This is a genomic window from Paraburkholderia sp. SSBN10T (assembly GCF_056619545.1).
This window is the reverse complement of record NZ_JBWQQI010000016.1, coordinates 39,622-65,334: the sequence shown is the minus strand read 5'-3', so window position 1 is coordinate 65,334 and position 25,713 is coordinate 39,622. Positions and strand designations below refer to the sequence as shown.

The following is a 25,713-nucleotide window of genomic DNA, read 5'->3' as shown; positions in this document are numbered from 1 at the left end:
AATGAACGTAATGCGGCTTTGACATTGCACTATGCGGTAGCCGCATAGGTCCCGGAGGAAGGGGCATTCACTGTGGGTCAGGCCTCCGCGCGGGACTCCAGATACGTCCAGAGCTGCTTGAGCAGCGGCATGTCGTTGTTTCGGTCGCGATACAACCGCAGTTGTAGGTCGAGTTGCCAGGTCCGGTCGCCGGCGACCACTAGCGTGCCGTTCTCCAGTTCCGCCTCGATCAGGCTTTTTGGCAGCCAGGCAATGCCTTCGCCATTGAGCGCGAGCTTCTTGAGCACGTCGGCCATGTCGGACTCGAAATGCGGAACCAAAGCGGGATTCTTGCTCGCGCGATGCAGCAGCAGATGCAGGCAGCGGGCAAAGTAGGTGGTTGCGCTATACCCGATCAGCGGCAGCGGGCGACCCGGTGTCCCGGGAAGTCTGAACGATGGCGTAGAGCGCTGGTTCGGAGTGCAGATCGGCAGGAATACGTCGCGCCCGACGGTGAGGTGAGGATAGCGCGTGGCGTCCAGATGCAGGGGCAGCTCTGGGTGCTCGTACGCGAGCATCAGTTCGCAGTTACCGTTGACCAGCATCAGAATCGAGTCGTGTACATTGGTCGGTACGATGCGCACTCGCAGCCCGTTAAAGCGGCTTTGTAGCGATTGCAGCCAGTCGGGAACAAATCCAACTGAGAGTGCGTGACCGGCGGCGATCTGCAGTCCTGTCCCCGGCATGCGCTGCTCGCTGCGAATGATTGCGCGAGTGTCGAATAACTTGCCGACAATGTCCTCAGCGGCTTCCAGAAAGAGTCGGCCCGCCGGCGTGAGCGTCGGCGGGTAGGTACTGCGGTCGATCAATTCGGCTCCAACCCACTGTTCGAGCGCCTGAATGCGCCGGCTTAGCCCGGACTGCGTGACGTTGCGCAGTTCGGCAGCGCGCGAGAAGCTCTGGTGCTGCGCAAGCGCGATGAAATCCTCGATCCACTTGATTTCCACGTTAGCTCCTGGACAGAGTGTTATCCGGCCGGCTTGGCTGGCGCCAAGGCGATTGATTCTAGCGTCGCCATTTTTTATCGCCAACCGCAGCGTAGGTATGGCGCCGTGGCGCGTAGAGCCGTCTTTGTGGTTCGTCGGATAGGTAGCCCATGGCTCGCGTTTCCCAACGCTTCACCATTAACCAGATGCAATACATCACTTCAATGGGGAATTGACACAGTTAGTATTGAAGACGCGAAACGAATTCGCCGCCCAACGTCCATTCATCATATGGTTTCGCATGTGGCGATCAACCAACACACGCCAAAAAAACAATTATCATGGGTGTGCCGGATTGCCTGGAAGCCTTTCTAGATATAGCTATCCACCATTTCAATTTCCTGAAAAATAGAATTTCAATATCAATCAATTTTTCACCATCAAACCATCAGATATATTTGCGCCGCAGTAGCCAATCAGTCCTGGCGCAATAAGCAATGGTCACTCCTGCTACACGTCCGCTCTGAAAAAAACAGGCTCAAAACCCATTAAGCCAAACGGTTTGCGACTGACCTCACCCACACGATAGCCAATCGAAACCCCTATCTCCAACCGGACAAATTCCCATGAAAAAAACAATCCTCGCCGTAGCGTCTCTCGCAGCCATGACCTCGGTTGCTCACGCACAAAGCAGCGTCACGCTGTATGGCGCGGTGGACACCAGCGTTGCGTACTTCAGCAACCAGCAAGGCACCAACCACTCCGGCGGTACGTTCCAGATGTCCGCCGGCAATCTGTCGCCGAACCTCTGGGGTTTGAAGGGCACGGAAGATCTGGGCGGCGGCCTGGCAGCCATCTTCAAGTTGGAAAGCGGCTTCAACATCGACAACGGCCGTCTCGGCCAAGGTCAACGTATGTTCGGCCGCACTGCAATGGTCGGCTTGACCGGTGACAGCGTCGGTACGGTCAGCTTGGGCCGTCAGTACGATCCACTGATCGACCTGATCCAGCCGCTGACGAACGACGACACGTTCGGTCCGACCTTCGCGACGCCGGGCGACATCGATAACTACGACAATAGCTATCGCACCAACAACTCGATCAAGTACACCACGCCGAACTACGCGGGCTTGCAGGCATCGGCCATGTACGCGTTCGGCGGCGTGCCCGGCAGCGCGGCAAGCGGCCAGACCTATGCCGCCGCAGTGGCGTATAACCACGGTCCGTTCGGTTTTGGCGCGGGTTACTTCCACGCCAATAGCGACCACGGCACCGCCGCGACGTTCGACGGCCTGAACCCGGATGCGAGCAGCTTCGCGATTGATTCGCAAGCCATCAGCGGCGGCTTCGTGTCCGCGAACTCGATGCAGATCATCCGCGCGGCAGGCGATTACGTGTTCCGCAATTTCACGTTCGGCGTGTCGTATAGCAACGTGCAGTACAACAACTACGCGACCGCGTTCGGCAACCAGAACAACACGAAATTCAACACGGGTCAGGCTTACGTGAACTACCAGGTCACCCCGGCGATGGTTGTCGGCGTGGGCTACGACTATACGAAGGGTAGCGGTAACAACGTCACGGTCGCCTATAACCAGGTCAGCTTCGGCGCGGACTACTTCCTGTCGAAGCACACGGACATCTACTTGCTGGCCGGTTATCAGAAGGCATCGGGCAATACGATTGACGCAACGACCGGTGATGTGGTGGCCGCTGTCGCATCGATGGGCGACTTCGGCAACGACGCCTCTACCAACAAGCAAGCGATGGGCATGGTAGGTATCCGCCACAAGTTCTAAGCCACACAAGGACCTTGCCACAAAGAAAGCCCGCCTAAGTCGCTTAGGCGGGCTTTTGTTCGTGCACCTAGCGCCGTTTTTTCGCATCCCGAAGCAACTGCACAAACTGCCTGGCTGCGGGCGACAACACCCCGCCATTGCGCGTCACGATGCCGAAGGTCTGCGACTTCGACTCGAGTTTCACCGGCAGAATGCGCAGCATCTTATGCGTCTCGAACAACTTCGCGACGCTGGCAGGCAAGATCGAAACCAGATCGGCACTCTGCCGTAGCAGCGCGACGGTTACGAATGTGGATGCCGTCGAAATCTGGTTGGCGGGCATAGGCAGGCCAACGAGGTCCATTTCCCGCGCGAGCAGCGCGTTCATCGGCATCAGGCTCGGATAGGTGACCCATTTGTGATCCGCGAGATCCGCCAAAGTCACGGCGGCCGCCATCGGTGGATGATCGTAAGCAACCACAACGGACAGCGGCTCGTCGTCGAGCGCCTGATACTGGTACTTTGAAGGCTGGACCGACACACTCGCGCGGCCGATCACGAGATCGAGCTGACCATCGTCGAGCAGCGTGAGCATGCGCGCGCTGGTGTCTTCGACTATCTCGATCGACAGTCCCGGATGGCTGTCATGCAGTCTACTGACGATCGGTGCGACGACATCCGGTACCGCTCCCATGATCGCGCCGATCGCGAGCCGGCCGCCCGTGCCCGAACGTATCTCCGCTACTTCCTGGCAGAGCGAAGCGAGATCGGTCGCAAGAACCCGCGCGTAGCGGATCACGCAATGGCCAAACTGGTTCGCGATCAGCCCCTTCTTCGAGCGTTCGAACAACGGCGCTTCCAGCATGTCCTCAAGCTCGGCGAGCGCTTTGCTGGCGGCCGACTGCGTCATCGCCATCGCGCTGGAGGCCTTGTGCAGCGATTTGTGATCATCGAGCGCGATCAGCAACTGCAATTGCTTCATGCGGAGGCGCGACATCAGCACATCGAGCGTGTTCTTCGTGGCGGACACGGTGGAAAGACCTTTCCGGGTGAGTCGCAAAAGCGATCGGTTGATGGAAAGGTTTCACTATACAGTCCGGCTTGGGCGGTCGTATAGTCGACTGATTATTCGACACGACTATTGGAGACGATCTCAATGAGCCAGCAGACCTACCGCGGCGTGTTCCCAGTCGCACCAACCGTTTTCGACGACGCCGGCCGTATCGACTACGAAGGACAGAAGCGCGCCATCGACTTCATGATCGACGCCGGTTCGAACGGCATCTGCATTCTGGCGAACTTCTCCGAGCAGTTCGCGCTCACCGACGAAGAGCGCAGCACCTTGCAGAAAACGGTGCTGGAGCACGTTGCAGGCCGCGTACCGGTCATCGTCACCACGACGCATTTCAGCACGCACATCTGCGCCGAGCGCAGCCGTGCCGCACAGGACGCGGGCGCCGCGATGGTGATGATCATGCCGCCGTATCACGGCGCGACGATTCGCGTCGGCGAACGCGGCATCCAGGAGTTCTATAGCCGAGTGTCGGACGCCATCGACATTCCGATCATGATTCAGGACGCACCGGTTGCCGGCACGCCGCTGTCAACGTCGTTTCTCGCCAGGCTGGCGAAGGAAGTCGCCAACGTCTCGTACTTCAAGATCGAGACCCCGCAGGCCGCTTCGAAACTGCGCGAACTGATCGAGCTGGGTGGCGACAAGATTGTCGGCCCGTGGGACGGCGAGGAAGCGATCACACTGCTGCCCGATCTCGACGCGGGCGCAACCGGTGCGATGACGGGCGGCGGCTATCCCGACGGCATCCGCAAGATCGTCGATGCGTATTTTGCCGGTGACACTGAGCAAGCGGCCGAGCTTTATCAACAGTGGTTGCCGCTTATCAACTACGAGAACCGTCAGTGCGGCCCGGCCGCGTGCAAGGCGCTGATGAAGGAGGGCGGCGTGATCCGCTCCGACGCCACGCGCCATCCGTTTGCTCCCATGCATCCTTCCATGCGCGCGGGTTTGCTGAAGACAGCGCGCCGGCTCGACCCGCTCGTGCTGCGCTGGGGTAAGTAAGCGCCGTTCACCGTCTCCGTTGCAAGGGTTCAGACGTGCATGCGTGCCGATATCGGCACGCATGCACAACCGCGTGCGCTTTGCTAAAGCGCCTGCCGGCCACGGCAATTGATCGGCATCGGCCCCTGCTCGACGCGGCCAGCCGGTGCGGTCTCGGCACTCCTTCCCTTGGAGACCGGGATCGCATGCGCGCCGGTCCCGCCCGACTTGCGTCGCGCAGCATGCCGTTCGATGAGCCGCTGCAGCAGGCAGAACGCACACAGCAGCGCGCCGATCACGATGCGGGTCCACCACGAGCTGAGTGTCCCGTCGAAGGTGATGAGCGTCTGGATGGTCCCGAGAATCCCCACGCCGAAAGCCGAGCCGATCACATAACCGACACCACCCGTGAGCAAGGTGCCGCCGATCACCGTCGCGGCAATCGCGTCGAGTTCCATGCCCTGTCCCTGCAAACCGTAGCCCGACAGCACATACAAGGTAAACACCAAACCTCCGAGCGCGGAGCAAAAGCCGCTTAGCGCATACACGCCGACCTTGGTGCTTGCCACCGGCAAGCCCATCAACAATGCGGAGCGCTCATTGCCGCCGATCGCATAGACGTTGCGTCCAAAGCGCGTGAAATGCGCGACGAAGATGGCCACTAGGAGTGTCGCAATCGCAATCAGTGCACCGGATGTCAACGAAGCGCTGCCAATCTGCACGTGAAACCCCGAGATGGCGTGAAAGACCGGATCGTTGATCGTGATCGATTGCGTCGTGATCAGAAAGCACACGCCACGCGCGAGGAACATCCCGGCGAGCGTCACGATGAACGCCTGCAGGCGGAAGAAGTGAATCAGGGCGCCCATCGCCGCACCGTACAGTGCGCCTAGCAACAGGATCAGCGGCACGGTCACCCAGACCGGCCAATGGAAGTGTTCGGTGAATACGGCGGCAAGGATCGTTGTAAGTGCAACCACCGAACCCACCGAAAGGTCGATGCCACCCGACACGATCACAAACGTCATGCCGATGGCCACGATCAGCAGAAACGCGTTGTCGACGATAAGTCCGAGCAGCACCTGCAGCGAGAAAAAGCCGGTGTACATGACCGAACCGAATCCGAACAGCGCCACGAACAGGACGATGGTGACGACAATCGGCAGGGTGCGCGGGTCGAGCAGACGTTGGAGTTGCTGTTTCATCGGCTAGCCTCACTGAGGGACTTGACCAGCGGGCCGCGCAACATGCGCCGCGCGAACCTCGCCAGTACGGCCCGTGCGGTGGCCGACTGGATCACGCTCACGGCGAGCACCACCGCTGCCTTGACGACGAGCGTCGCCTCGGGTGGCACCCCGATCGTGTACGTGGTGTACGTCAGCGTCTGGATGATAAGTGCGCCGAGTACGGTGCCTGCCAGGCTGAAACGTCCGCCTAGCAGCGAGGTGCCGCCGAGCGTGACCGCGAGGATGGCATCGAGTTCGAGCAGCAGGCCAGCGTTATTGCCATCCGCACTGCGCACATTCGAGCTGATGAGAATGCCGGCAAATGCGGCCGTCAGGCCCGAAAACGCGTAGACGCTAAAGACGATGGCTGCGGAGCGCAAACCGACCAGCCTGGTCGCCACGGGATTGATGCCGATAGCGCGGATGAACAGCCCGAGCGCCGTGCGGTTCACCAGCAGCGCGGTCGCCACGATCGCCACCAGCGCGAGCCACACCGAGCACGGCACGCCCGCAAGATAGCCGCCTCCGACAGCAAGATATCCAGGCGCATCGATCGGGATGATCTGGCCGCCGGTCAGCAACTGGGCGACGCCGCGTCCCGCTACCATCAGGATCAGCGTCGCAATGATCGGCTGCATGCCGACGAAGGCCACCAGCAGGCCGTTCCACATCCCCGCCAGCAGGCCGACGCCAAGTGCTGCGAGAAGGGCGCTGCCGACCTGCGCGGGGTTATCGACGAGCAGACTCGCGGCCGTGGCGCCCGCAATCGCGACCACCGCGCCAACCGAAATGTCGATGCCGCGCGTCGCGATCACGAGCGTCATGCCGAGCGATACCAGCACCAGCGGCGCGGCACGGTTGAGGATGTCGATCGGCGCGCCGAACAGGTGCCCGTCGAGCATCGTGACGGCAAGGAAGTGCGGATTGCGCACGAGGTCCAGTGCGCACAGCAGCACGAGCGTGAGGGCCGGCCAGACAAGTGGATGTTGCAGCAGGTCCTTGAAGCGCCTCATGGATTGTCTCCTCCCGCAATCAGGCGATAAACCTGGTCCTCGGTTGCCGTATGGCCCGCGATCTCCGCGACCTTGCGGCGGTCGCGCAGCACGGCGATGCGATGGCTGACCCGAACCACCTCGCTCACCTCCGACGAAATGAACAGAATGCCCAGTCCCTTGGCACACAGCGCCAGCACCCGGTCCATGATCTCGAACTTGGCGGCGACGTCGATGCCGCGCGTCGGTTCGTCGAGGATCAGCATTTTGGGTTCCGTCACCAGCCATCGTGCGAGCAGCGCCTTCTGCTGATTGCCGCCGGAGAGCAGGCCGATGGGTTGCTCGGCGTCGCGCGCCTTGACGCCGAGGCGCTCGATGTAGTCGTCGGCGATCTGGCGTTGCCTCGCGCGTCCGATCGGGCGCCACCAGCCGCGCCGGGCCTGCAACGCCAGAATGATGTTTTCGCGGATCGAGAGGTCGGCGACGATGCCTTCCTTCTTGCGGTCCTCGGGACAATAGCCGACGCCGCGGCGCACCGCATCGCGCGGCGAACGCAGCTTGACCGGCTTGCTGCCGATCGTCATCGTGCCGGTGTCGGCCCGCTCGGCGCCGAACAGGAGCCGCGCCGTCTCCGTGCGGCCCGAGCCGAGCAGTCCGGCAAGGCCGAGAATCTGCCCCGGCTGCACGTCGATATCCACCGGGTTCATGAGTCCACGCCGGCCGACTTCATGCATCGAGACAAACGGCGCGACGGCCGCTTGTTCCGCGGGCGAATCGGTCGCGTTGTGCTTCATGCGCTCGGTCATGCGGTCGTGGCCGACCATCTTCGAGACCAGCAGCTCTACCGGCAAGTCGCGGGCCAGATATTCGCCCTCGCGCTCGCCGTTGCGCATCACGGTGATCCGGTCGGAAATCGCATAGGTCTGCTCAAGAAAGTGCGTGACGAACAGAATCGCCATGCCGGATTGCTTGAGCTTGCGCAGCACGTCAAAGAGACGCGCGACCTCACTGTCGTCGAGGCTCGAGGTGGGTTCGTCGAGGATCAGCACCCGTGCATCCACCGACAACGCCCGTGCAATCGCCACCATCTGTTGCACCGCAATCGGATAGGTGTCGAGCGAACGGGTGACGTCGAGAGAAACGTTGAGTTCTGCGAGCGCGGCTTCGGCGCGCGTATGGATCGACTTCCAGTCGATCGCGCCGCGGCGCTTCGGCTGACGGCCGGCGAACACATTTTCCGCGACCGAGAGGTTGCTGCAGAGATTCACTTCCTGATACAGCGTGCGAATGCCGGCGGCTTCGGCTTCGAGCGGCGTCGAGAAGTCCACGGGCGTGCCGCCGAGGCGAATCTCACCCGCATCATGCGTATGCACGCCGGTCAGCACATTGATGAGCGTGGATTTGCCGGCGCCGTTCTGCCCCATCAGCGTGTGGACCTCACCGGGAAAGAGCCGGAAATCCACCTTCTGAAGCGCTTTTACCCCCGGGAAGGTTTTGCTGAGACCAATGGTTTCGAGTATTGGGGAGGCAGTCATGCGCGCGGCCCAAAGAATAGGAATGGAGGTCCGCCGCATTGCGCGGCGGACCCGCCCGCAATCAGTACTTGCGCTGAGGCAGAATCTGCGCGGCGACGCTCATCGGGAACACGGTCTCATTCGTGACGATACGCTTGGGTAGCTGCTTGCCCGCCACCACGTCCTTGACGGCCGCCATCAACTGCGGGCCAAGCAGTGGACTGCATTCCACGTCGACGTTGATCTTGCCGGCTACCATCGCTTCGAAGCCGCCCTTGGTGGCGTCGAAGGACACCACGCTGACGTCCTTGCCTGGCTGGATGCCCGCTTCCTCCATGGCCTGGATTGCGCCGAGCGCCATGTCGTCGTTATGCGCGTACACCACGTTGATCTGCTTGCCGTAGGTCTTGACGAACGCCTCCATCACCTGCTTGCCGCCCGCCAGTGTGAAATCACCGCTTTGCGATGCGATGATCTTGAACTTCGGATCGTTCTTGATGACTTCCATCAGACCTGAGTGCCGGTCGTTGGCCGGCGCGGAGCCAACCGTACCCTGCAATTCGGCAATGTTGATCGGACCCGGGTCGTTCTTATAGTGATCTTCGAGCCACCGGCCGGCACGCCGACCTTCCTCGAGGAAGTCCGAACCGATCATGGTCACGTAAAGCGACTTGTCCTGCACATCGATATTGCGGTCTGTGAGAATCACCGGAATCTTGGCGGCCTTCGCTTCGTTGAGCACCGGTTCCCAGCCGGATTCAACCACCGGCGAAAAGGCAATCACGTCGACCTTTTGCGCAATATATGAGCGGATCGCGCGGATCTGGTTTTCCTGCTTCTGTTGCGCATCGGAGAACTTCAGATTGATGCCCGCGTCCTTTGCTGCGCTTTTCACTGAAATGGTATTGGCGGTGCGCCAGGCGCTTTCCGCGCCGACCTGGGCAAAGCCAAGGGTGATTTGCTTGTCTTCCGCGTGGGCAGTTGCGCCGACTGCCAGAAGCAGCGCGGAACTGAGAATTGCGCCCAAGGCGGTACGTCTTGAAGGGCTCATAACTGTCTCCGTCTCGTTTGTAGTGAGTGTTGTATTGAGCCGCGCCGCTATGGATACCGATTTTGCTTTTACTAGGGAGGTTCGGCGCTTGCTGCAATGGAGATTAGCGCCTGACCCGATGACGGTCCAATCAGTTATTTGGTCGGTGCGATACCGGAGCTGATATAGGTAGAAGTGCGATAAGTAAATACCCGCCCTACGTGAACCGCAGGCGCTGGAATGGCTGCGCCCGGATCGCGCTCAGGCGGCGCCGGCGTTCACCTCGACCGATGCGCCATAGATTTCCGCGGCTACGTCCCGGAGCGTTTCGAGCATGATGGTGGCCGCCGGCGACAGCAATTGGGTTTGCCGCGTGATGATGCCGAACGCATCCATCCGGTACGGCAGTTCGATCGCGAGCCGCCTCAATACCCCGAACACCTCGTACTGGCGGGCGACTTCTTCGGGCACGACAGCAAGCATGTCGCTCTGCAGAAGCAGGCTCGAAATGGCCAGGAAATTGTTGGTGTTGATGACGTTTTGCGGCGGATTGAGCCCGATCTGCGAAAACATCAGATCGAACCGATGCCTCAGCACGCTGCCGGGCGGATGCAACACCCAGCTCGCATTCACGAGTTCCGGCAGCGTCAGGCCGCTCGCGCTTTCCATGGGATGACCCGGGCGCGCGACGATGCATAGCGGCTCGTCGGCCAGTTGCTCGTAACGCACGGCTTCGGTGAACTGGCCTTGGCGTTCGAGCACGCGGCCAATCATGATGTCGAGTTTGCCCTGTGCGACGAGCGGCAGCATCACGTCTGATGTTTCCACCTGCAGCCAGATTTGCAAATGCGGATGGCGCTCCTTGACCCGCGAGATCGCCACGGGAACCATCGTCGCCGCGGCCGTGGCGATCGAGCCGATCTGCACTTGCCCGACCAGTCCCGAGCGCAGCGCCGAGATTTCGTCGTGGGCCTGGCTCAGGTTCGACAGCACCATGCGGGCGTGGCGGATCATCACTTCGCCATAGAGCGTCGCGCGCATGCCGTGCGGCGTGCGGTCGAAGAGCCGCACCTCCAGCACGTCCTCCAGTTCCTTCAGCAAGCGCGAGGCGGCGGGCTGAGTCATGCCCAGCAGATCTGCCGCGCGGCGCACGTTGCCTTCTTCCTCCATGGCCGCGAGCAGCAGCAACTGGCGCGTTTTCAGGCGCGCCCGCACGAACCAGTTCGAATAAGCCTGCGCCATTGTGTCGTGTCTCCATTCTTCGGATGCCCAATCATGTCATACCGAATCTGGTATTGCCAAGGCGAAAAATAGGATTGGAAAGTTATCGAAGCGGTGCTTTAAGCTTCGTCCACTCGCAACGCGACCGTTGCGCCGCCGTCCCGCTATTTGGAGAGCTGGAACCGGTGCATCTCAAGCGTCGCAGCAGGAACGAACGGGCCAGCGAGCCCGGGTTTGAAAGCAGCCATCACCTTAGGAGACAACCATGAACCGTAAGCTTCGCCGCCTGACCTTGTCCGCAATCGCCGCCGCCGCAATGGCGGCTCCGTTTGTGACACACCTGTCCGCCCACGCCGACGAGCCGGTCAAGATCGGCTTTCTCGTGAAAATGCCGGAACAGGCCTGGTTCATCAATGAACAGAAGGCGGCGACGGCGCTGGGTCAAAAGGACGGTTTCTCCGTCGTCAATATCGGCACACCGGACGGCGAAAAGGTGCTCGAGGCAATCGACAACCTTGGCGCCCAAGGCGCCCAAGGTTTCGTGATCTGCGCCCCGGACGTGCGGCTCGGGCCCGCGATTCAGGCGCGCGCCAAGCGTTACAGCATGAAGTTCGTGACGGTCGACGACCAGCTCGTCGATTCGTCGGGCAAGCCGCTTGCCGGCGTGCCGCACCTTGGCATGTCGGCGTTCAAGATCGGCAATCAGGTCGGCCAGGCCATCTCGGACGAGATGAAGCGCCGCGGCTGGAAGCCGGAAGAGGTCGGGGCGCTGCGCATCACGAACTACGAGTTGCCGACCGCCAAGCTGCGCACGGACGGTGCGACGCAGACGCTGCTGGCGAACGGCTTCAAGCAAGAGAACATCTTTGACGCGCCGCAAAAGACCACTGACGACGAAGGCGGCTTCAACGCCTCAGCCCCCGTGCTGTCGCAGCATCCGAACATCAAGAAGTGGGTGGTCTTCGCGCTCAACGAGGAGACCGTGCTGGGTGGCGTGCGGGCGACCGAGCAGTTGCACATTCCGTCGGCGGATGTGATTGGCGTCGGCATTAACGGCGCAGGCGAAGCGTTCGCTGAGTTCCAGAAGAAGGAGCCGACCGGCTTCTACGGCACGATCGCGGTGAGCTCGACTAACCACGGCAAGGACAGCGCGGAGAACCTCGTCGACTGGATCAAGTCGGGCAAAGTGCCGCCGGCCGACACCCAGACTACCGGCAAGCTGATGACCCGCGCGAACTGGCAGGACGTGCGCAAGGAACTGGGTATCTGACCGTTCTTTCCCGGGCGTCGCGCTGCGTTGGCCGCGCCCGGCTTCCTGTTTCTGCCACGAGGCTTTACCCATGATGGACACCGCGACGGCTCTCGCCGATCCCTATCTTCTGCTCGACGACATCACCGTGCGCTTTCCAGGCGTGCTCGCACTGGACGGTGTGTCGCTCGGCGTACGTACGGGTGAAGTCCACGGCTTGATGGGCGAAAACGGCGCGGGCAAATCGACACTTCTGAAAGTGCTCTCGGGCGTCAATCAGCCGGCCGGCGGCAGCCTGACGCTGGGCGGCATGGCGCAGCAATTCACGACGACCAAGGCGGCCATCGAAGCGGGCATCGCGATCATCTATCAGGAACTGCACCTGGTGCCGGAACTGACGGTGGCGGAAAACCTGATGTTAGGGGCGATGCCGAACCGCTTCGGTGTGCTCAACGAGAAAGCGCTGCTGAACCGGGCAATCAGCGAGCTCGACCGTCTCGGCGAGAAGATCGATCCGAACCTGCAGGTGAAGCACCTTTCGATCGGCCAGCGGCAGATGATCGAGATCGGCAAGGCGCTGATGCGCGACGCGCGCGTGATCGCCTTCGACGAACCGACGAGTTCGCTTTCGTCGCGCGAGACCGAGCAACTGTTCAAGATCATCCGGACCTTGCGCGCCGAGGGCCGCGCGATCATCTATGTGACGCACCGCATGGATGAGGTCTACGCGTTATGCGACCGCGTGACCGTGTTTCGCGACGGCCGGCGCATCGAGACGTTCGAGGAAGTCGATGGGCTCGAGCGCGACCGCCTGATTAGCTGCATGGTGGGGCGCTCGATTCGCGACGTGTACGGTTACCGGACCCGCGAGATCGGCGATGTGCAGCTCGACGTTAAAGGGCTGTTGGGGCCGGGCTTGTCGGAGCCCGCGTCGTTCAATGCGCGCAAGGGCGAGATTGTCGGCTTCTTCGGACTGGTGGGCGCGGGGCGCTCCGAACTGATGAAGCTGATCTACGGCGCGGTGAAGCCGGCCGCGGGCGAGATCGTATTGAAGGGCGAAGCGCGCAAATTCAGGTCGCCGCGCGATGCGGTGCGCGCGGGTGTCGCCTTGTGCCCCGAGGATCGCAAGCAGGAGGGCATTGTCGCGATCGCCTCGGTGTCGGACAACCTGAACATCAGTTGCCGCCGCCATCACAACGCACTGCATATCCTCGACGCCCGCAAGGAAGTGGCCACCACCACGAGTTTTATCGCGAAGCTCGCCATCAAGACCCGTGACGTCAACACGCCAATCGGCACGCTCTCCGGCGGCAACCAGCAGAAGGTGATCCTGTCGCGCTGGCTGGCGGAGGAGATCGATGTGTTTCTGATGGACGAGCCGACCCGCGGCATTGACGTCGGCGCGCGCAGCGAAATCTACAGCCTGCTGTACGGACTCGCGGAAGCGGGGCGTACCGTCATTGTCGTATCGAGCGACCTGGCAGAGGTGATCGGCGTCGCAGACCGGATCATCGTCATGCGCGAAGGGCGGATTGTCGGCAATTTGCCGAAGACCGAAGCGTCGCCCGATCAACTGATCAAGCTGGCACTGCCAAGCTAATCGAATGTAATGAGCCACCATGCAAACCACTAATACTCCCGTCACCAATCAGCCCAATCCGAAGGAAAGTGTCAGCGCACGGTCGCGTGCCGCGCAAACCTGGGATCTGGTTAACAAGTCCGGCATCGTGATGGTGTTCATCATTCTGTTTGCCGTGCTGTCTTTTACGGTGCCGGACTTCATCAGCGCGCGCAATATCCAGGGGCTGTTGCTCTCGGTGACGCTGATCGGTTCGATCTCGGTGACGATGATGTTCGTGCTGGCGCTGGGCGAAGTGGATCTGTCGGTGGCGTCGATCGTCGCGTTTGCGGGCGTGGTGGCGTCCACCTTGATCACCGCGACGCATAGCGTGCTGCTCGGCGTACTGGCCGGCATTCTGGCGGGGGGTGCGGTTGGCCTCGTGAACGGCGTGCTGGTGGCGCGCTACAAGATCAATTCGCTGATCGTCACGTTGGCGATGATGGAAGTGGTGCGCGGCCTGGCCTTCATCACGTCGAACGGCGACGCGGTGATGATTTCCGAAGAGCGCTTCTTCGACCTGGGCGGCGGCGCGTTTCTCGGCATTTCGTATCCGATCTGGAGCAATATCGTCGGCTTCGTTCTGTTCGGCTTTCTGCTGAAGAAAACCGTGTTCGGCAAGAACGTGCTGGCCGTCGGCGGCAACAGCGAAGCGGCCTTGCTCGCCGGCTTGCCGGTCACGCGCATCAAGATCGCCGTGTTTGTGCTGCAGGGACTCGTGACCGGTTTTGCCGGCGTCATGCTCGCCTCGCGGATGAGCCTTGGCGACCCGAAAACCTCAGTGGGTCTGGAGCTCGGTGTGATCTCCGCGTGCGTACTCGGCGGCGTGTCGCTCACAGGCGGTGTCGCGACGATTTCCGGCGTGCTGGTAGGCGTACTGATCATGGGTTCCGTGCAGGACGCGATGAGCCTGCTGAACGTGCCGACCTTTTACCAATACCTGATTCGCGGCGGCATTCTGTTGCTGGCGGTGCTGTTCGACCAGTTCCGCCGCAGCAAGCGCGTCCATTGAGGCACGCTGCGGCAGGGCCCGATAAACGCCGCGCCGCAGCATAGCAATCGCGATATGTGATGGTTGAAAATTAACATTAGAAGGATATCGGGTCAGCCGGTACACTTTTCTCAGATGGACCGCGATCACGAGACGGCACGGCGCACGTCACTAGCCGGCGCGCTCTCGCCTTGATCCGCGGCGGATCGTCGAAGCACACAGCGATGAGCTTGCGTCGACGCCTTTGTTCAAGAGTTTGCGTTCAGGAAGTCAGCATGTCCGACAAGAAATCGAAGCTGCGTTCAGCCCAATGGTTCGGCACACAAGACAAGAACGGCTTCATGTATCGAAGCTGGATGAAGAACCAGGGCATTCCCGATCATGAGTTCGACGGCCGGCCGATAATCGGTATCTGCAATACGTGGTCGGAACTCACGCCGTGCAATGCGCACTTTCGCAAGATCGCCGAGCACGTCAAGCGTGGCGTGTACGAGGCGGGCGGTTTTCCGGTCGAGTTCCCGGTGTTCTCGAACGGCGAATCGAACCTGCGTCCGACCGCGATGCTCACGCGCAACCTGGCAGCGATGGATGTGGAAGAGGCGATTCGCGGCAATCCTATCGATGCTGTCGTGCTGCTCACGGGTTGCGACAAGACCACGCCTGCGCTCCTGATGGGCGCTGCCAGTTGCGATGTGCCCGCTATCGTCGTGACGGGCGGTCCGATGCTCAACGGCAAGCTCGACGGCAAGAATATCGGTTCGGGCACGGCGGTGTGGCAATTGCACGAGTCGTTGAAGGCCGGCGAGATCGATCTGCATCGTTTCCTCTCGGCAGAAGCCGGGATGTCGCGCTCGGCGGGCACCTGCAATACGATGGGCACGGCGTCGACCATGGCTTGCATGGCTGAGGCGCTCGGCACGTCGCTGCCGCACAACGCGGCGATTCCCGCCGTAGATGCACGCCGCTACGTGCTCGCACACATGTCGGGTATCCGTATCGTCCAGATGGCGCACGAAGAGTTGAAACTCTCCAGGATTCTGACGCGCGAAGCGTTCCTGAATGCGATTCGGGTGAATGCGGCAATCGGTGGCTCGACGAATGCTGTGATCCACCTGAAGGCGATTGCAGGGCGCATCGGCGTCAAGCTCGATCTCGACGACTGGGTGCATACGGGTCGCAATACGCCGACCATCGTGGATCTGATGCCGTCCGGCCGGTTCCTGATGGAGGAGTTCTATTACGCGGGTGGTTTGCCCGCTGTGTTGCGCCGGCTCGGTGAAGCCGATCTGCTGCCCTATCCGGACGCGCTGACCGTCAACGGTAAAGCGCTGTGGCAGAACGTGAAGGATGCACCTATTACGGATGACGAAGTGATTCGTCCGCTCGATAAGCCGCTGGTTGCCGATGGCGGCATTCGCGTGTTGCGTGGGAATCTCGCGCCGCGCGGGGCGGTTTTGAAGCCGTCCGCCGCCACGCCGGCGTTGCTCAAGCATCGCGGGCGCGCGGTAGTTTTCGAAAACCTCGAGCATTACAAGGAGCGTATCGTCGACGAGGCGCTCGATGTCGACGCGAACTCGGTTCTCGTGATGAAGAATTGCGGACCGAAGGGTTATCCGGGCATGGCCGAAGTGGGGAACATGGGATTGCCGCCGAAGCTTTTGCGTCAGGGTGTGACGGATATGGTGCGGATCTCGGATGCACGGATGAGCGGCACGGCCTACGGCACGGTGGTGCTGCACGTGACGCCGGAGGCGGCGGACGGTGGACCGCTGGCCGCCGTGCAGGACGGCGACTGGATCGAACTCGATTGCGATGCGGGCACGCTGCGCGTCGATATCAGCGATGCAGAACTGGCCCGGCGTCTAGAAGCACACACGCCGCCCGTGATGCCTTCGGGCGGCGGCTACCAGCGTCTTTATGTGGATCATGTCCTGCAGGCGGATGAGGGTTGCGATCTCGACTTTCTGGTTGGGTGCCGGGGATCTGCTGTGCCACGGCATTCGCATTGAGGAGCGCCGGGACGGACGATATTAAGGCCGCTCCCCACGCGCCAGCCGTCCCTCGATCTCATACACCACCGGCATCAAATCCGCGACGCTATCGACCACATAATGCGCTCCGGCGGCGGTCAACCTTTGCACCGCCGCTGCCCGCCGCTGCGCGAATTCGTGAGCGGGCAGCGCCTTCACTTCCGCCTCAGCCATGCCGAACGCATTACCGCTCACCGCCACGCCAACCGTCCACGTCCCGCCGTTAAGTCCTTCCTCAATGCCAACTTCCGTGTCGTCGACCTTGATTGCACTCTTCGCGAGCCATACACCCAGTTGCGGCAGCGTCTTGTAGATCATATAAGGCGAAGGACGTCCCTCCGGCGTGTCGCCGGTGCAAACGAGGCTGTCCGGCGCGAAGCCTTGCGCAGCCGCGACCGGCGTGATTTCGGCCATGATCTCGCGCGTATAGCCGGTCGTCGTGCCGATCCGGATATCCTCGGACCTTAACGTCGCAACCACTTCCGCGACACCCGGAATCACCTGGCTATAGCTCGCGGCCACCCTGATGTTCTTCGGCACAAAGACGTCATACACGGCGTCGATATCCTGCTCGCCTGGCGCCCTGCCGTACTTGTGGGCCCATGCCTGCGCCACCCGCGGCAGCGCCATCAGCGCCGCGATATGCGGGCGCTTCGCCATGCCCATCGGCCCGCGCGCTTCGTCGATGGTGATCGGCATGCCGAACTGTTCGAACGTCTCCACAAAGGCACCCATCGGCGCCAGCGAGCCGTAGTCGACCACCGTGCCGGCCCAATCGAAAATCACTGCTTTTACGTGTTTCATTGACATCTCATCCTGAGAAGACTTGGGGCGGCAACCGAACAACTGTTGAATCGCGCCGCCACGGGATTCCTGTGCCGCGCTTTTTGGCGCCGGCGTCGAGTTCAAACTTCTTCGGCAAGCAGCTTGCGTTCTTCGAGCGCCGCGTCCGGCGGCGCAGCGTGCTCGACGCCCATCGTGCGCAACGCTTGAGCGCAAGCCGCTACCACGCGGCGCATGACGTCTGCATCCACCTGGCCGATGCAGCCCACGCGGAAGCTGTCCACCACCGTCAGCTTGCCGGGATAAATGATGAACCCCTGTTGTTTCATCAGTGCGTAAAACTGCTCGAAACGAAATGCCGGATGCGCGGGCGCAAAGAACGTCACGATGATCGGCGAGCGCCAGCGCGCGTCGAGCAGCGGTTCGAATCCCAGTTCATGCATGCCGGCGACCAGCACGTCGCGGTTCTGCGCGTAGCGTGCGAGCCGGCCAGCTTGACCGCCTTCGAGCGCATGCAACCGGAGCGCCTCGATAAAGGCCGCGACCGTATGCGTGGGCGGCGTGAAGCGCCACTGCCCGGTGCGGTTCATCACGTCCCATTGGTCGTACACGTCGAGGCTCAGCGAGTGACTGCGGCCCTTGGCTTCCTGCAACGCGCTTTTGCGTGCAATCACAAAGCCGAAGCCCGGCACGCCTTCGATGCACTTATTGGCCGACGACACAAACGCTTCACACTGCAGGTGCCGGACGTCCAGCGGCACCGCGCCGAAGGCGCTCATGGAATCGATCAGCAGCTTGCGGCCTTTTTTAGCGATGGCTGCGGCGATTTCTTCGATCGGATTCAGAATCCCGGAACTGGTTTCGCAATGGACGGCGACCACGTGCGTGATGCTCGGATCGACGTCGAGCATGCGTTCGACTTCGCTGCCGCGCGGCGGCAGATAATCGCCCTTGTCGAGTACGGTGTGGCGGCGGCCCAGATAACCGAGGGTGGTGGCAATGCGTTTGCCGTAGGCGCCGTTTGCCAGCACCAGCGCATGGCCGTCGCGCGGAACCAGGCTGCCCAGCATGGCCTCGACGCAGTAGCTGCCGCTACCTTGCAGCGGCACGCAATCGTAGTCGCCGGCGGTATCGCCCGCGATCTCGAGCAGGCTGCGGCGAAGCTGCGCGGTCATCGCCCGGAAGTCGCCGTCCCACGAGCCCCAGTCACGCAGCATCGCTTCCTTGGTCGAGAACGCCGTGGTGAGCGGTCCCGGCGTGAGCAGATACGGCTCGCCTTTGGCGGGAGCGGCGCACGAAGTGACGGAGTGGTCGACGGCGGTGTCCATGCTGGATGTCCAATGAAGGTCTCAGTAGTTGCCACAGTACAGAATTCGTGTGCATCGGTAAAATCGATATAATCGATGAAGGTATCAGTAAAACTTATTTACAAGGTGCGACGCAAATGCAATACGCGCAATTGCGGGCGTTTCATGCGGTCGCCGAACACGGTGGGTTTTCCAAGGCTGCGCAGGCGTTGTCGCTGACGCAGCCGGCCATTTCAGACCACGTGCGGCGGCTCGAGCAGGATTTCGGGGTCAAGCTCTTCGAGCGCAGCCCTCGTGGCGTCGAGCCGACCGAACTGGGCCGGCGCCTCTTCAGCGTGACGCGGCAGATGCTCAGTTGCGAGCGCGAGGCCCGGCAATTGCTCGATTCGGCCAGCGGCCTCGCATCCGGCACGCTTTCGCTCGCTGCGGACGCGCCCGATCTCGCGGTCAAATTGATCGGGGCGTTTCGCAAGCGGCATCCCGGCATCGTGGTGACGCTGTCCATTGCGAACGCGGCCGAGTGCATGCAGCGTGTTCTGTCGAGCACGGTGGATGCCGCCATTACCGCCGCGCCGCAGGTCCACAGCCGCCTCGAATCGCGCGTGTTGCGGCGCGATCCGCTTGTCGCGATGGTGCCGGTTACAAGCCCGATAGCGAAGAAGCGCAAGCTGACTTATGCAGAACTCGTCAAGCAGCCGATGATCTTTCGGGAAGCGCAGTCGGTGACCCAGCAGTTGCTCGAAAACGAACTGGTGCGCCAGTCGTTGCAGGTCGAGCCGGTCATGTATGTGGACGGCCGCGAAGCGCTCGAGGAAACGATCGCACAAGGCATGGGCGTCGGCGTGATCGCCCACGCCGAGTTCAACGAGTCGCGCCGCATCAGGATGATTCCGCTGCAGGATTGCCAGGTGGAAATGATCGAGTCGCTGACGCGCCTTGCTGAGCGGCCCGCGTCGAACTTGCTGAACGCGCTGTTTGCGACCGAACTCGACTAGCGGCTTTCACCTTTCACTATTGTCAGGAAGCCTGGGTCGCTACAATCGATTGCACAGGTCAATCAAGAACGGAGACATTCATGACGACCACCCAGCCCATTAGCCGTTACCCGGTGCCCGATCCGAACGAATGGCCCGACGATATCCGGGCGCGGATCTTCGAAGTACAGGAGAAGGCCGGTTTCATTCCCAATGTCTTCCTTACCTTGGCGCATCGGCCCGCCGAATTCCGCGCCTTCTTCGCCTACCACGACGCATTGATGTTGAAAGACGGTGGTCTGAGCAAAGGCGAGCGCGAGATGATCGTCGTCGCGACCAGTGCGATCAACGATTGCCTCTATTGCGTGGTGGCGCATGGCGCGATCCTGCGGATCTACGAAAAGAACCCGTTGCTGGCTGACCAGGTGGCGGTCAATCATCGCAAGGCCGACCTCACCGCGCGGCAAAAAGCGATGCTCGATTTCGCGCTGAAGGTATGCCGCGAGGCCGGTGCCGTCGACGACGCGGACTTTCACACTTTGCGAGGACACGGCTTCTCGGACGAGGACATCTGGGACATTGCCGCCATTACCGCGTTCTTTGGCTTGTCGAATCGAATGGCAAATGTAATCTCGATGCGGCCAAACGACGAGTTCTATCTGATGGGGCGGGTGCCGAAGACTTAGCGGTTCGCAACGGTCTGGAGCCCACCGGCTAAAACGTCAAAATTTGACAATGTTTTACAGCTTTGCAGTTTCTGCGATGCTATTGTCGTCGAGGATGGCGAGCGGCGATCTGCCATCAGCGCGCGTCATGGCTGGTTCGCGGCACGCTACCCGGTAGCGGTTTAACGACGAGTCTGACACGCGAAGGCTTATCGCCGGCTCGGCACGCCGCTGGAGCTTGCAACGGCATGGCTCCTCGACGGTTGCGAAGTACTTCATTTCGACCTTCAACATATACGGTGATTGTTATGGGAATTCTGGATACGGTAGGTGAGATCGCGGGCGCAGTTGCAGCAGTGGAAGCGGCTGAGAAGGTCGATCCGGATGCTGGGTTGCTGACGAAGGGCATCGCCGCAGTCGCCGGTTTCAAGGGTGCTGGCGCGCTGGAATCGCTCGTCGAGAAGAAGGAAGACGAGGGCAGCGAGCAAGCCTCGGATACGGACAGCGCCGCACCGCAGGCCTGAGTTCGAGTTGTTGTAGCCAGATCAGTCGCGCAAGTGGCTGGTCTGGTTTTGATTTATCAAGTCGGCGTGCCGGCACGCTGCATCGCAAGTCAATCTCCACATCCTGGCGCGTATCGCGCACTTCGCGGTTGTCGCAATCCCCCTTCCCACTCCGTGCCTAGTCGCTAACGCAGCGGCGTTCGCCTGAAGCGATGTTTGCACCTTCCGTTTACACTTCGAGTGCACGCAGTCCATCAGGAGATTTCATGTCCCTACTTGGCTTCAGTCATTACAACCTCCGTGCTAGCCGCGCCATGCTCGATACCTTGCGTGATTTCTATATCGAAGTGGTCGGAATGCAATCCGGGTATCGGCCGCCGTTTCAGAGCTTTGGCTATTGGCTCTATATCGGCGAACAAGCTGTACTGCATCTGAGCGAAGCGCGGCCGGGGGAAGTGCGTCCCGCACATGTGGTCAACACCTTCGATCACGTGGCCCTTTCTTGCAGCAACCTGGCTGCGTTTGAAGAACGTTTGCGTAAGTTCGAGATCCGCTATACACGCGATCATGTGCCGCTGACCGGGCAAGAGCAGTTGTTCTTTTCGGACCCGGCCGGCAACGGAGTTGAGTTGAATTTTGCCAAGGGCGAGATCTGATATGGCAGACGCGTGGCAATACCAGCTCAGGATCGCAGTTTCAGCGGAGCTCGCGGAACGCTTGCGCGGAGATCCTGATGGCGATGCGTGTACGCCACTACGGGATATTCTGCGCAGGCACAACGCGTCGCTGAAGTGTCAGTTCGACGCGTTCGCCGACTATGTGAATGAGGCTGAACGGCTCGGCCCCGACAACTACCCGCTGTATCAATGGACGAAAGACACGATCGGGAAGCCCGAAAAGAAGGCGCGTTATCTGCGCTCGTTCACGCTTCGGGTCGATGACGAAGAGGTCTATAGCAAAGCGCTCGCTGATCCGCTGCACGCGGAGCTTCTGACGCTGGTCGGAGAAGGGGGAATCGAGAGCGTCGTCAAGTTCGATACCAACCCGGCGAACAACCCGCAGCCGCCTGCGCGGTAACGCGGCATCGAAGGAGCGGTGCGGTGAGCAAGTGTGATGTTCAGGCCGCGCGACGGTCCGCGGCGTGAGCGCCGGCCGTCTCAGGGCACGTGCGGAATCGAGACACCGCCATCGACCATCAAGCTTTGCCCGGTCACAAAACGCGCTTCATCCGTTGACAGCCAAACGGCGACATCGCCTGCATCGGCGGGAAGACCGACACGACGAAGCGGCGTGAACGATTCAACCCGCTCCAGGTTCTCGACGCTATCACCGCCGAGCCTGTCGAACATCGGTGTTCTGATGGCGCCTGGGTTGATGTTGTTGATGCGAATGTTGTACGGACCATATTCGATTGCCACTGCGCGTATCAGTGCATCCAGCCCGCCCTTGCTGGCTGAATAAGCCGTGGACCCCTCGCAGGCGCCTTTTGCCAGAAACGAGGACGTGTTGACGATCGCCCCGCCGTTGCCCGCACGAAGCATGGCGGCGACTTCGTACTTGATCGACAGCCATACGCCTTTGAGATTGACGGCGATGACTTCGTCGAAATCCGCTTCGCTCATTTCCGTAATCGGCGCGAAGTGGCCTTCTATCCCCGCGTTGTTAAAGGCGGCGTCGAGGCGTCCGTAGCGCTCAATCGTTACGTCGATCAGGTTTCGTACTTGATGCGCAATGGCTACATCGGTGGCAACCGCGTAAGCTTCGCCATCGCTTTCGGTAATGAGTCGCACGGTTCCTTCGAGTTCTGCGCGACGCCGTCCTGCCACCACGACCTTGGCGCCTTCCCGGGCATAGGCTACGGCGGCGGCACGGCCGATGCCGCTTCCCGCGCCGGTAACGAGCGCGACGCGACCTTCGAGGCGGCGAGTGATCGATGCTTGCGACATGCTGTATCTCCGCTTGAATGCGACCTGACAATCCAGTGTCGAAGAGACTCTACAGCAATTGTCCAAATGCCGGGCCACACGTGGCTCGCAGCCAATCCACCCGGAGCGCCCGACGCGCCGGTGTTGCTGATGCGCGTCGCTGTGCGCCCTTTTTGTTATCGTTGCCGAAGGGCGCCCGCGGACTGCCGGTCGAGTGTGCGCTCAACCCCATCCAGTCCCACGGCCCGATGACCAAACCTTTCCCCCAGCTTGACCTCCCGGCGACGGCCCGCCTGCAATTGTGCCCGCTCGATATTTCGAGCCGGACACAATATCCCCGCTCCTGAACCGTCTACAGACGTATGGAACCGCCGCCGACCCCGGACCCGATGCTCGAACGAGACAGCGACCTCACCGCAACCATCTTGCGTGAGCGTAGCAAGCTCGGGCATTTCATCCGGCGCCGCGTGCGCGATCCGAGTGAAGCGGAGGACATCTTGCAGGATGTCTTTCATGAATTCGTGCAGGCTTACCGGCTCCCTGCGCCGATCGAACAGGTCAGCGCCTGGCTGTTCCGGGTGGCGCGCAATCGCATCATCGATGTGTTTCGCAAGAAGCGGGAACTGCCGCTGGCCGACGTCGCCGGAGAATCCGATGACGACGACAGCGAGTACCGGCTGGATCTCGCGCTGCCGGCATACGATGCCGGGCCGGAAGCGGTCTACGCGAGATCGGTGCTGCTCGATGCGTTGCAAGCCGCGCTCGACGAATTGCCGGCCAACCAGCGTGAGGTCTTCATCGCGCACGAACTGGAAGGCCGCAGCTTCAAGGAACTGGCTGCCGAGAGCGGTGTAAGCGTGAACACGCTGCTCGCGCGCAAGCGTTACGCGGTACTGCACCTGCGCGCCAGCCTGCAGACCGTATATGACGAACTGGATATTTAAAGGAGCTTCGATGAAATTCAGAGTGAGATGCTTCGGCAAAGCGCTGCTGGTTCTGGTGGCAATTGGGCTGCTGGGATGGATCGTGATGGCGCTATGGAACTGGGTGATTCCGGCGGTATTCGTCGGTGGCCGCTCGATCGATTATCTGCATGCGATCGGCTTGCTGGCGCTCAGCCGGATCCTGTTCGGCGGGTTTCGCGGCCGCGGCGGTTGGCACGGAGGCGGGTCCCGGCACTGGCGCCGGTGGGAGCGCATGACACCGGAAGAACGCGAAAATTTCCTGAAGGGCGTTGCGCCGCTTCGTGACAAGCCGCAAGAGGATAAGTCATGAAAACAGCCTCGACGGCCGCTGCCTGCAAACAGCCACCGGGCGTGATCGTGCCGGTGGTCAATCTCAAGCGTTGCGAGGGCAAGGGCGATTGCGCGATCGTGTGCCCGGAGAACGTGTGCGAAATTCGTAAGATCGATGCCGAAGACTACAATAGTTTAGGCATGTTGAATAAATTCAAGCTGCGTGTGCATGGCCTGAAGGTTGCGTACACGCCGAATGCCGATGCGTGCCGGTCGTGTGGGTTGTGCGTGACCGCATGCCCGGAACGCGCTATTACGTTGGCGCGGGTGAAGTGAGATGCAGGATGAGGCCGTCCTCTCGACTTTCGTCGCGGGGACGGCGCAGAAAAGTCCGCGGTGCATGAATTGACGATGGCATTGGCTTTGTCTTGGTCTGGATCTTTCAACGAAACGCACGCGCAAGCGGTAATTTTTCGCTAATCTTCCTTGATAAGGATTACGATGCATTATCGACACGAATCGCGACAATGCCTTCATAAATTATATCGAAATCGGATCCTGAGAATTTGTAGCTATTGACGGACGCGCAGGATCATGTTGCCACCACCACGCGATTGCAGGGATGGGCAATGGCTCGATGCTGTCGTCCATCGGAACATCGGCCGGTTCGGCACCTTCCAGACAGCGCTCGCCGTCGATGCCGTTGAAAAAGAGATACCGCGGATTGGCCCGATGCCACTCAAGCGAGCCTTTTGCGTAGTATCCGAGGTAATCGGCATAGCGCTGGATCGCAGGAGAACCTTCCCGCATGAGCTGGTTCCGTAGCCGGACGAATAATCCCTGAACACGGTCTCGCATCCGGATGGCGATCAGGACTGCTTCCTCATCGGAACAGTTGTATTCCCGACAAGTCACCTGAATCAGGTTATGCCCTTTTTCCTGCTGGCTCCGCTGTCTTTCCTTCGGGTACGAGATTACGTCATTATCCCAGGTAGTAAACGTGTCGGCCATCTCGGTAAGCGCTATCACCCGCCGATCAAAGAGCTCGGCCTCGCTGATATCAAGACAGGGGACGATGTAGCAAAGCACCGTGAACGACATTCCGCCCCCTCCATACAGACGAATAATCGCATAATCGTTCAGCGTGGGTTGTAATGCCACCGATTTCCACATCTCGGCCATGAAATACGACCTTTGCATCATAACGAAACGTTCGGCATGGATCGGCAATCCATGCGCCTCAACGCGAAGACGTAGGTCGCGCAGAGCCATTCCATATCGGTCCGAGGGATCGATAGGCAGTTCGCCGGACTCCATCATCCTTTGCATACGGCTCGATGCGGCAATTAATTCTGTCGGATTACGGCTCGTGGGACCTTCATCGCAGTACTCATCGTCATAGGCAAACGCCCACAACATGTAATCGGCAGCGATCTGGAGAAGAATCTCCGGACCGAATGGGTACAGCATGGCAACTACCATACCGCATCTGGTCGCTACAAGACGTTGGGCTTGTGCATCGTGCCAGAACAGGCCCCATCGCCGCATGTATTCAAGACAACCTTTCTCGACCTTCTCCATGCTGGGATGAACGGCAAGCGGCAACGGACAGTAGATCGGCGGAATCCTGAACGGCTTCATGTCCTCTCCG

The 25,713-nt window shown here is 60.9% G+C and carries 25 protein-coding genes; 14 read left to right on the top strand and 11 right to left on the bottom strand.

The annotated features are described in order from the left end of the window. Positions 1 to 77 precede the first annotated feature (77 nt). Positions 78 to 986 carry a LysR family transcriptional regulator gene (locus AC1ECK_RS23270; protein WP_480323181.1) on the bottom strand — a complete coding sequence of 303 codons (909 nt, stop codon included), beginning with the start codon at positions 984 to 986 and terminating at the stop codon, positions 78 to 80. A 605-nt stretch (positions 987 to 1,591) separates the two neighbouring features. On the opposite strand from AC1ECK_RS23270, the gene AC1ECK_RS23265 reads away from it, so the two are divergent. After that, the gene (locus AC1ECK_RS23265) at positions 1,592 to 2,764 is read left to right on the top strand and encodes a porin (protein ID WP_480323179.1); all 1,173 of its coding nucleotides are present in this window, start codon (positions 1,592 to 1,594) and stop codon (positions 2,762 to 2,764) included. A 67-nt stretch (positions 2,765 to 2,831) separates the two neighbouring features. On the opposite strand, the gene AC1ECK_RS23260 is transcribed toward AC1ECK_RS23265, so the two are convergent. Next, positions 2,832 to 3,740, bottom strand: a complete 909-nt coding sequence (locus tag AC1ECK_RS23260; RefSeq protein ID WP_480323440.1) for a LysR family transcriptional regulator — start codon at positions 3,738 to 3,740, stop codon at positions 2,832 to 2,834. A 159-nt stretch (positions 3,741 to 3,899) separates the two neighbouring features. Between AC1ECK_RS23260 and AC1ECK_RS23255 the strand changes: the two genes are divergently transcribed. Then, positions 3,900 to 4,820 carry a dihydrodipicolinate synthase family protein gene (locus AC1ECK_RS23255; RefSeq protein ID WP_480323177.1) on the top strand — a complete coding sequence of 307 codons (921 nt, stop codon included), beginning with the start codon at positions 3,900 to 3,902 and terminating at the stop codon, positions 4,818 to 4,820. Positions 4,821 to 4,903: 83 nt separating this feature from the next. Here the strand turns inward: AC1ECK_RS23255 and yjfF are convergent, their stop codons facing one another. The 5 genes from yjfF to AC1ECK_RS23230 all read right to left on the bottom strand — a co-directional run bounded on the left by yjfF (position 4,904) and on the right by AC1ECK_RS23230 (position 10,803). Beyond that, positions 4,904 to 6,004, bottom strand: coding sequence for a galactofuranose ABC transporter, permease protein YjfF (gene yjfF, locus AC1ECK_RS23250; protein WP_480323175.1), 1,101 nt, complete (start codon positions 6,002 to 6,004; stop codon positions 4,904 to 4,906). Then, positions 6,001 to 7,038, bottom strand: a complete 1,038-nt coding sequence (locus tag AC1ECK_RS23245; protein ID WP_480323173.1) for an ABC transporter permease — start codon at positions 7,036 to 7,038, stop codon at positions 6,001 to 6,003. Before AC1ECK_RS23245 ends, yjfF begins: the two co-directional genes overlap by 4 nt. After that, the gene (locus AC1ECK_RS23240) at positions 7,035 to 8,552 is read right to left on the bottom strand and encodes a sugar ABC transporter ATP-binding protein (protein ID WP_480323171.1); all 1,518 of its coding nucleotides are present in this window, start codon (positions 8,550 to 8,552) and stop codon (positions 7,035 to 7,037) included. Before AC1ECK_RS23240 ends, AC1ECK_RS23245 begins: the two co-directional genes overlap by 4 nt. Positions 8,553 to 8,613: 61 nt before the next feature. Beyond that, positions 8,614 to 9,582 (bottom strand): ABC transporter substrate-binding protein, encoded by a 969-nt coding sequence (locus tag AC1ECK_RS23235; RefSeq protein ID WP_480323169.1) that lies wholly within the window; start codon positions 9,580 to 9,582, stop codon positions 8,614 to 8,616. A 240-nt stretch (positions 9,583 to 9,822) separates the two neighbouring features. Beyond that, complete coding sequence (locus AC1ECK_RS23230; protein ID WP_480323167.1) at positions 9,823 to 10,803, bottom strand: LysR family transcriptional regulator; 981 nt, start codon at positions 10,801 to 10,803, stop codon at positions 9,823 to 9,825. Between the two features lie 244 nt (positions 10,804 to 11,047). Between AC1ECK_RS23230 and AC1ECK_RS23225 the strand changes: the two genes are divergently transcribed. The 4 genes from AC1ECK_RS23225 to AC1ECK_RS23210 all read left to right on the top strand — a co-directional run bounded on the left by AC1ECK_RS23225 (position 11,048) and on the right by AC1ECK_RS23210 (position 16,649). Then, positions 11,048 to 12,052, top strand: coding sequence for an arabinose ABC transporter substrate-binding protein (locus AC1ECK_RS23225; protein WP_480323165.1), 1,005 nt, complete (start codon positions 11,048 to 11,050; stop codon positions 12,050 to 12,052). A gap of 70 nt (positions 12,053 to 12,122) precedes the next feature. Then, positions 12,123 to 13,631, top strand: coding sequence for an L-arabinose ABC transporter ATP-binding protein AraG (gene araG, locus AC1ECK_RS23220; RefSeq protein ID WP_480323163.1), 1,509 nt, complete (start codon positions 12,123 to 12,125; stop codon positions 13,629 to 13,631). Positions 13,632 to 13,650: 19 nt separating this feature from the next. Then, entirely contained in the window at positions 13,651 to 14,661 is a 1,011-nt protein-coding gene (araH, locus tag AC1ECK_RS23215; RefSeq protein ID WP_480323161.1) for an L-arabinose ABC transporter permease AraH, read from the top strand. A gap of 254 nt (positions 14,662 to 14,915) precedes the next feature. Then, positions 14,916 to 16,649, top strand: coding sequence for an IlvD/Edd family dehydratase (locus AC1ECK_RS23210; RefSeq protein ID WP_480323159.1), 1,734 nt, complete (start codon positions 14,916 to 14,918; stop codon positions 16,647 to 16,649). Between the two features lie 21 nt (positions 16,650 to 16,670). Here AC1ECK_RS23210 and phnX read toward each other — a convergent pair whose 3' ends face one another. Both phnX and AC1ECK_RS23200 read right to left on the bottom strand, forming a co-directional pair. Continuing rightward, a complete protein-coding gene (gene phnX, locus AC1ECK_RS23205) occupies positions 16,671 to 17,474 on the bottom strand; it encodes a phosphonoacetaldehyde hydrolase (RefSeq protein WP_480323157.1) in 804 nt (267 codons plus the stop codon). Positions 17,475 to 17,575: 101 nt separating this feature from the next. Beyond that, entirely contained in the window at positions 17,576 to 18,781 is a 1,206-nt protein-coding gene (locus tag AC1ECK_RS23200; RefSeq protein WP_480323155.1) for a 2-aminoethylphosphonate--pyruvate transaminase, read from the bottom strand. Between the two features lie 116 nt (positions 18,782 to 18,897). Between AC1ECK_RS23200 and AC1ECK_RS23195 the strand changes: the two genes are divergently transcribed. The 5 genes from AC1ECK_RS23195 (at position 18,898) to AC1ECK_RS23175 (ending at position 21,979) form a co-directional block, all read left to right on the top strand. Next, the gene (locus tag AC1ECK_RS23195; protein ID WP_480323153.1) at positions 18,898 to 19,755 is read left to right on the top strand and encodes a LysR substrate-binding domain-containing protein; all 858 of its coding nucleotides are present in this window, start codon (positions 18,898 to 18,900) and stop codon (positions 19,753 to 19,755) included. A gap of 80 nt (positions 19,756 to 19,835) precedes the next feature. Then, positions 19,836 to 20,420 (top strand): peroxidase-related enzyme, encoded by a 585-nt coding sequence (locus AC1ECK_RS23190; RefSeq protein WP_480323151.1) that lies wholly within the window; start codon positions 19,836 to 19,838, stop codon positions 20,418 to 20,420. A gap of 287 nt (positions 20,421 to 20,707) precedes the next feature. After that, positions 20,708 to 20,923: a hypothetical protein gene (locus AC1ECK_RS23185; protein ID WP_480323149.1), complete on the top strand. Its 216-nt coding sequence runs from the start codon at positions 20,708 to 20,710 to the stop codon at positions 20,921 to 20,923. A gap of 245 nt (positions 20,924 to 21,168) precedes the next feature. Next, positions 21,169 to 21,558, top strand: coding sequence for a VOC family protein (locus AC1ECK_RS23180; protein WP_480323147.1), 390 nt, complete (start codon positions 21,169 to 21,171; stop codon positions 21,556 to 21,558). 1 nt (position 21,559) lies between these two features. Further along, positions 21,560 to 21,979 (top strand): hypothetical protein, encoded by a 420-nt coding sequence (locus AC1ECK_RS23175; RefSeq protein ID WP_480323145.1) that lies wholly within the window; start codon positions 21,560 to 21,562, stop codon positions 21,977 to 21,979. Positions 21,980 to 22,059: 80 nt separating this feature from the next. Here the strand turns inward: AC1ECK_RS23175 and AC1ECK_RS23170 are convergent, their stop codons facing one another. Next, positions 22,060 to 22,848, bottom strand: coding sequence for a glucose 1-dehydrogenase (locus tag AC1ECK_RS23170; protein ID WP_480323143.1), 789 nt, complete (start codon positions 22,846 to 22,848; stop codon positions 22,060 to 22,062). A gap of 341 nt (positions 22,849 to 23,189) precedes the next feature. On the opposite strand from AC1ECK_RS23170, the gene AC1ECK_RS23165 reads away from it, so the two are divergent. From AC1ECK_RS23165 to AC1ECK_RS23155, 3 genes are read left to right on the top strand one after another with little or no spacing between them, the layout of a single operon-like run. After that, a complete protein-coding gene (locus AC1ECK_RS23165; RefSeq protein ID WP_480323141.1) occupies positions 23,190 to 23,771 on the top strand; it encodes an RNA polymerase sigma factor in 582 nt (193 codons plus the stop codon). 10 nt (positions 23,772 to 23,781) lie between these two features. Beyond that, positions 23,782 to 24,102, top strand: coding sequence for a hypothetical protein (locus tag AC1ECK_RS23160; protein WP_480323438.1), 321 nt, complete (start codon positions 23,782 to 23,784; stop codon positions 24,100 to 24,102). Continuing rightward, the gene (locus AC1ECK_RS23155) at positions 24,099 to 24,398 is read left to right on the top strand and encodes a 4Fe-4S binding protein (protein WP_480323139.1); all 300 of its coding nucleotides are present in this window, start codon (positions 24,099 to 24,101) and stop codon (positions 24,396 to 24,398) included. Before AC1ECK_RS23160 ends, AC1ECK_RS23155 begins: the two co-directional genes overlap by 4 nt. 204 nt (positions 24,399 to 24,602) lie before the next feature. Here AC1ECK_RS23155 and AC1ECK_RS23150 read toward each other — a convergent pair whose 3' ends face one another. Next, positions 24,603 to 25,703, bottom strand: a complete 1,101-nt coding sequence (locus AC1ECK_RS23150) for a terpene synthase family protein (RefSeq protein WP_480323137.1) — start codon at positions 25,701 to 25,703, stop codon at positions 24,603 to 24,605. Positions 25,704 to 25,713: the final 10 nt, after the last annotated feature.

Coding starts and splice junctions, on each gene's coding strand:
- AC1ECK_RS23265 (WP_480323179.1), top strand. CDS start 1,592: ATGAAAAAAACAATCCTCGCCGTAGCGTCTCTCGCAGCCATGACCTCG.
- AC1ECK_RS23260 (WP_480323440.1), bottom strand. CDS start 3,740: ATGTCGCGCCTCCGCATGAAGCAATTGCAGTTGCTGATCGCGCTCGAT.
- AC1ECK_RS23255 (WP_480323177.1), top strand. CDS start 3,900: ATGAGCCAGCAGACCTACCGCGGCGTGTTCCCAGTCGCACCAACCGTT.
- yjfF (WP_480323175.1), bottom strand. CDS start 6,004: ATGAAACAGCAACTCCAACGTCTGCTCGACCCGCGCACCCTGCCGATT.
- AC1ECK_RS23245 (WP_480323173.1), bottom strand. CDS start 7,038: ATGAGGCGCTTCAAGGACCTGCTGCAACATCCACTTGTCTGGCCGGCC.
- AC1ECK_RS23240 (WP_480323171.1), bottom strand. CDS start 8,552: ATGACTGCCTCCCCAATACTCGAAACCATTGGTCTCAGCAAAACCTTC.
- AC1ECK_RS23235 (WP_480323169.1), bottom strand. CDS start 9,582: ATGAGCCCTTCAAGACGTACCGCCTTGGGCGCAATTCTCAGTTCCGCG.
- AC1ECK_RS23230 (WP_480323167.1), bottom strand. CDS start 10,803: ATGGCGCAGGCTTATTCGAACTGGTTCGTGCGGGCGCGCCTGAAAACG.
- AC1ECK_RS23225 (WP_480323165.1), top strand. CDS start 11,048: ATGAACCGTAAGCTTCGCCGCCTGACCTTGTCCGCAATCGCCGCCGCC.
- araG (WP_480323163.1), top strand. CDS start 12,123: ATGATGGACACCGCGACGGCTCTCGCCGATCCCTATCTTCTGCTCGAC.
- araH (WP_480323161.1), top strand. CDS start 13,651: ATGCAAACCACTAATACTCCCGTCACCAATCAGCCCAATCCGAAGGAA.
- AC1ECK_RS23210 (WP_480323159.1), top strand. CDS start 14,916: ATGTCCGACAAGAAATCGAAGCTGCGTTCAGCCCAATGGTTCGGCACA.
- phnX (WP_480323157.1), bottom strand. CDS start 17,474: ATGAAACACGTAAAAGCAGTGATTTTCGATTGGGCCGGCACGGTGGTC.
- AC1ECK_RS23200 (WP_480323155.1), bottom strand. CDS start 18,781: ATGGACACCGCCGTCGACCACTCCGTCACTTCGTGCGCCGCTCCCGCC.
- AC1ECK_RS23195 (WP_480323153.1), top strand. CDS start 18,898: ATGCAATACGCGCAATTGCGGGCGTTTCATGCGGTCGCCGAACACGGT.
- AC1ECK_RS23190 (WP_480323151.1), top strand. CDS start 19,836: ATGACGACCACCCAGCCCATTAGCCGTTACCCGGTGCCCGATCCGAAC.
- AC1ECK_RS23185 (WP_480323149.1), top strand. CDS start 20,708: ATGGGAATTCTGGATACGGTAGGTGAGATCGCGGGCGCAGTTGCAGCA.
- AC1ECK_RS23180 (WP_480323147.1), top strand. CDS start 21,169: ATGTCCCTACTTGGCTTCAGTCATTACAACCTCCGTGCTAGCCGCGCC.
- AC1ECK_RS23175 (WP_480323145.1), top strand. CDS start 21,560: ATGGCAGACGCGTGGCAATACCAGCTCAGGATCGCAGTTTCAGCGGAG.
- AC1ECK_RS23170 (WP_480323143.1), bottom strand. CDS start 22,848: ATGTCGCAAGCATCGATCACTCGCCGCCTCGAAGGTCGCGTCGCGCTC.
- AC1ECK_RS23165 (WP_480323141.1), top strand. CDS start 23,190: ATGGAACCGCCGCCGACCCCGGACCCGATGCTCGAACGAGACAGCGAC.
- AC1ECK_RS23160 (WP_480323438.1), top strand. CDS start 23,782: ATGAAATTCAGAGTGAGATGCTTCGGCAAAGCGCTGCTGGTTCTGGTG.
- AC1ECK_RS23155 (WP_480323139.1), top strand. CDS start 24,099: ATGAAAACAGCCTCGACGGCCGCTGCCTGCAAACAGCCACCGGGCGTG.
- AC1ECK_RS23150 (WP_480323137.1), bottom strand. CDS start 25,703: ATGAAGCCGTTCAGGATTCCGCCGATCTACTGTCCGTTGCCGCTTGCC.